The organism is Azospirillum sp. B506, assembly GCF_000333595.1.
GTDB lineage: Bacteria > Pseudomonadota > Alphaproteobacteria > Azospirillales > Azospirillaceae > Azospirillum.
On record NZ_BADK01001127.1, the window covers coordinates 1 to 4865 of the forward strand.

6 protein-coding genes are annotated in these 4865 nt (G+C 68.4%); 4 read left to right on the top strand and 2 right to left on the bottom strand.

The features are described 5' to 3' along the window. On the top strand, nt 1-953 hold a 953-nt coding region (locus tag I71_RS34240; RefSeq protein ID WP_042704770.1), incomplete at its 5' end, for a HoxN/HupN/NixA family nickel/cobalt transporter. Between the two features lie 115 nt (nt 954-1068). Here the strand turns inward: I71_RS34240 and I71_RS34245 are convergent. Further along, nucleotides 1069-1689, bottom strand: coding sequence for a response regulator transcription factor (locus I71_RS34245; RefSeq protein WP_042704771.1), 621 nt, complete (start codon nt 1687-1689; stop codon nt 1069-1071). Next, nucleotides 1679-3127 carry a sensor histidine kinase gene (locus I71_RS34250; RefSeq protein WP_375731238.1) on the bottom strand — a complete coding sequence of 483 codons (1449 nt, stop codon included), beginning with the start codon at nt 3125-3127 and terminating at the stop codon, nt 1679-1681. Before I71_RS34250 ends, I71_RS34245 begins: the two co-directional genes overlap by 11 nt. Here I71_RS34250 and I71_RS40415 point away from each other — a divergent pair. The 3 genes from I71_RS40415 (at nt 3047) to I71_RS34265 (ending at nt 4843) form a co-directional block, all read left to right on the top strand. Then, entirely contained in the window at nt 3047-3256 is a 210-nt protein-coding gene (locus I71_RS40415) for a hypothetical protein (protein ID WP_042704772.1), read from the top strand. The genes I71_RS34250 and I71_RS40415 overlap by 81 nt on opposite strands. 232 nt (nt 3257-3488) lie before the next feature. Continuing rightward, entirely contained in the window at nt 3489-4343 is an 855-nt protein-coding gene (locus I71_RS34260; RefSeq protein WP_042704773.1) for a universal stress protein, read from the top strand. A gap of 11 nt (nt 4344-4354) precedes the next feature. Then, nucleotides 4355-4843 (top strand): PTS sugar transporter subunit IIA, encoded by a 489-nt coding sequence (locus tag I71_RS34265; protein ID WP_042704774.1) that lies wholly within the window; start codon nt 4355-4357, stop codon nt 4841-4843. Nucleotides 4844-4865 lie beyond the last annotated feature (22 nt).

The window sequence follows — 4865 nt, forward strand, 5'->3', positions numbered from 1 at the left end:
GGTTCGGCGCGTTCCTGTCCTTCGGTGGCGATCCGGCTCTGTTCGGCATGGCTCTGTTGGTTTACGGACTCGGCATGCGCCACGGGCTGGATGCCGACCATATCGCCGCCATCGACAACGTCACGCGCAAGCTGATGCAGGAGGGAGAGCGTCCGGTCGCCGTCGGCTTCTTCTTTGCGCTCGGCCATTCGGCGCTGGTGGTGCTGGTGGCGGCGGCGGTCGGCGCCACCGCCGGCTCGCTGGAGCTGTTCCGCAGCGTGCAGGAGGTGGGCGGCTATCTGGGAACCGGCGTGTCGGCGCTGTTCCTGCTGACCATGGCGCTGCTCAACATCCTGGTGTTCCGCTCTGTCTATCGGGCCTATCGCGCGCTGCGTGCCGGCGGTACTCCGGACCATGCGGAAATCGACCGCCTGATGGGTGGGCAGGGGCCGCTGGCAAGGCTTCTGCGGCCTCTGTTCGGTCTGATCGCCCGGAGCTGGCACATGGCTCCGCTCGGCATTCTGTTCGGCCTGGGGTTCGACACGGCGACCGAGATCGCGATGTTCGGCCTCTCCGCCGCGCAGGCGGTCAACGGCTTGCCTTTCGCGACGATCCTGGTCTTTCCCTTGCTGTTCGCCGCCGGCATGCTGCTGGTCGACACCGCCGACGGGCTGCTGATGCTGGGAGCCTATCGTTGGGCGACCGCCAAGCCGACCCGCCGGCTGCGCTACAATATGGGCATCACGCTGCTGTCCGCCCTTCTCGCCGGCTTCATTGGCGGAACCGAGCTGCTGGGCCTGATCGGCGGGCATTTCGGCATCGACGGCGGGGTCGGGGGTCTCTTTGGCCTGTTGAAGGACGGGTCCGACCGGCTGGGCCTGCTGATCGTCGTCCTGTTCGCCGCCAGCTGGGTGGTCGCCCATGCCCTCTACCGGTCGCGTGCGTCGTCGACGGTCCTGAAGGGCGATGCGTGAGCCTCACCTTAACCTTGCCGATTCAGCGTCTCGGAAAAGGAATTCGGCAGAGTCGTCCGCGGGCCGGGCCGCTTATGCCAGTTCCCTGGCTTGTCCAGCGGTGGCGAGGGTGGCGTCAGCCGTTTCCCTGCTCCAGCCGCGTCAGCGTGCGGGCCAGCTCGGAGGCGTTGCGCATGCCCATCTTCTCCAGGACGCGGGCGCGGTGGGTTTCAACCGTGCGGATCCCGATGTCCAACTGGCGGGCGATGGTCTTGTTGGGGAGGCCCTGGGCGACCAGTTCCATCACTTCGCTTTCTCGCGGGGTGAGCAGAGCCATCCGGTGACGGATCTCCGCGGCCTCGACGCCGGCCAGCCGTTCGAGCCGGTCGCGCTCGCAGGCCTCGCGCACCCGCTCGATGAGCAGATCCTCGTCGAACGGCTTCTGCAGGAAATCCACAGCGCCGGCCCGGAAGGCACGGACGGCTGCGGGCACGTCGCCATGCCCGGTGATGACGATCACCGGCAGGGACAGGCCGCGCCGGATCATCTCCTGCTGCAGCGTCAGCCCGTCCATGCCGGGCATGCGGATGTCGATCACCGCGCAGCCCGGCTGGTCGGGACCGGCGGCGGCCAGGAACTCGGCGGCCGATGCACAGAGGCGGACGGTCAGCCCGGCCAGTTCCAAATGCAATGCCAGCGCGTCGCGGACGGCCTCGTCGTCATCGACGATGAAGATGACGGGAACATCAGGCGTCATCGGAGTTGATCCCGGTTTCATGGTTAGGACCAGCGTCATGGACAGGAAGGGTGAAGCGGAACACCGTTTCCCCGTGGGGGCGGCGCTCGCCGGTCAGGGTGCCACCGTGCGCTTCGACGATGCTATGGGCGATGGACAGGCCCAGCCCCATGCCCGTTGCCTTGGTGGTGACGAATGGGGCGAACAGGTTTCGCTCCACCACATCCGACAGTCCCGGCCCGCTGTCGCGCACCCCGACCGCGACGAAGCCCGCCTCCGTGTCGGGGTGGGCGAAGACAACGATGCGCCGCGAGCGGGGATCCGGGGTGTCCATCGCTTCGGCGGCGTTGCGCACGAGGTTGAGGAGCACCTGCTGCAACTGCACCGCGTCGCCGCTGACGGCCGGCAGGCCGGGCGATATCTCGGCCTGGATCGATACGGCATGCTGCCCGGCGACGGGGGTGGCCAGCACCAGGCAATCGGCAATCAGGGCGGCGACCGACAGCGGCGCAGGGTTGCTGTGCCCCTTGCGCACGAAGTCGCGCAGGCTGCGGATCACCCGGTCGGCCCGTTCGGCCTGGATCACCGTCTTGTCGAGGATCTCCCCCAGGCGGGGCGAGGCCTGCTCCAGTCTGGCGATCTTGCGGGCGGCGCGGGCGTAGCTCATGGTGGCCGACAGCGGCTGGTTCAACTCGTGCGCCAGGGCCGCTGCCATGCCACCGGCCTCTGTCAGGCGCGACACGCGGTCGAGAGCCGATTGACGGTCGCGGATCATCGCTTCGACCCGGCGGCGCTCGCTGACCACGGCGCCCAGCAGCAGCGCGGTGACCGCCAGGGTCAGCATGAGAAGCTGGAAATGCGTGGTCCGTGCCGTCTCCACCCCGGTCACCTGGATGGCGACGATCAGCCCGCCCTGGGTGGCGGCCGAGGCGAGGGCCGCCCCCGCCAATCCGTGCCTTACCGCCACCGCCACCGCCGGCAGGAACAACAGGTAGAAATGCTCGTACTGGGCCGAGGCGAGCGGCCCGAAATCCAGCCATAGCGTGATGCCGATGAGCAGCCCGTACACCGCCAGTTCGGCCCCACCCCTCCATGACGCCCGGGGCAGCGTGCCGCGCAGGGTGACCAGCACGACGGGCGTCAACACCGCGATGCCGATGACCTCCCCGACCCAGTATTGCAACAGGGCTCCGGCAAAATCCGACCAGGGGAACAGGCCGACCAGGGTGTGGAGAGCGATATAGCCCGCACCCACCGCCAGCGGCGTCGTCGCCGCTCCGCCGAGCAGCAGCACGATGTCGCGCAGTTTGAAAGGCGGGGGTCGAGGGCGAGCCGACGGCGCAGCACCCAGGCCGCTCCACCGTAACCGGCGGCCAGGATGCCGTTCGCCATCGCCGTCACCCACAGGGCGACTGGCAAGTCGCGCACCGTCAGGTCGGCCACCATCAATCCCAGCCACGCCAGCGGCACGGCGCGGAAGCCGACGAGGATCAGCATCCCCATCATCAGCCCGGCAGGCGGATTCCATGGGGTGATGTTGAGGGGTGCGACCTCATGGATGAAGCTGATCCAGTCCAAGGCCAGATGAGCGGCCAGATAGGCCGGCACAAGGACCGGCAATTGGCCCCAGTGGCCCCGGAGATCCTTCGGCATGTCCTCCCGTCCGATCGATGTGGCGAGCGCGCCTGTAACGATAGGAACCCCCGGGCACGATGCAATCCGTATTAGCCGGCATAGACAGGTCCGGTGGCCTTTTCCGATCATGTGCCGAACGCGAATGCCCGAATGCAGCACGCCCGTCCGGGGCGGGGAGGACAGCCATGACGAACCTGCGACGAATTCTGCTGGCCACCGACCTCGAACCGAAGTCGGATCGGGCGATGGAACGCGCGGTGCAACTCGCCCACCAGTCCGGTGCCGAGCTGACCGCGCTGCATGTCGTCCATGACGGCGACGGTCAATACGCCCACCTGCCCCTCCACCATATCGAAGCGGAGCTGCATCGCCACCTGCTTGCGGTCCCGGGCGCCGCCGGACTGACGATGCGGGCGGTCGCCGTACGGGGGGCCGCGGTGGAACCGCAGGTTGCCGGCTATGCCGGGCTGTGGTGGCCGGATCTGGTCGTGGTGGGCGTCCATGCGGGTGACGGGCTGGCGGACCTGTTCCTGCCGCCCACCGTCGAAAGGATCGCCATCGCCGACGAAACCCCCATCCTGATCGTGCGTGCCAAGCCGCAAGGCCCTTATGTCCGTGCCCTGGTTCCCGTCGATTTCTCGGGGCGGTCGCGCGTTGCGGTGGAGACCGCGCGCCGGCTTTTGAGCGACGGCATCCTCCACCTGCTCCATGTCGCGGATCTTCCGCTCGGCTCCCGCTCCCCGGCGGGACAGTTCACCGCCGGGGATGTCACCCACGAATTTGCCGGCGAGTTCGGTGAGGTGCTGCGGGGACTGGCTCCCGATGGTCCCGCCGTCACCCGCGAGGCACGGATCGGCCACCCGGTTCCGGAGATCGTCCGGGCGGCACGGTACGGGGGCTACGATCTGGTGGTGATGGGGTCGGCGCGGCGTGACGGTCTGATGCGCACGCTGTTGGGAAGCGTCACCCAGGATGTGCTCGCCGACCTGCCGTGCGACGCCCTGCTGGCCGGCGATCCGATTGCAGGCAGTCCGCCATGATGGAGACAGGGATGAGCATCCCGGAATTGTTATCGGCACCCAACGTCATTCTCGACGCCGAGCCGCTCAACAAGGCAGCCCTGCTCGACCTTCTGGCGGCGGAAGCCGGGCAGCGGCTCGGAGTTCCCCAGCAGGAGGTCCTCGGCGCGCTTCAGGCACGGGAGAAGATCGGCTCCACCGGGCTTGGCCGGGGTGTCGCGCTTCCCCATGCCGAAATTCACGATGCCGGTGCGCCGCTCGTCCTGTTCGCCCGGCTCCGTCGCCCGGTGAACTTCGACGCCCGCGACGAGGAGCCCGTGGATCTCGTCTTCCTGGTGCTGTGGCCGGTTGCCGCCCGCAAGGGCCTCCTGCCCGCCATGTCGGAGATCTGTCGTGCCCTGCGGGAACCGCAGACACTGCGCCGGCTGCGCGCCGCCGAGATGCCTGAGGACGTGGTCCGGCTCGTGCTCCAGGCGGTTCCTCCCGACGCGGCCCAGGACGATACGCCCTACGGGGAATGACTGCCGTCGTCGAGACCCCCAC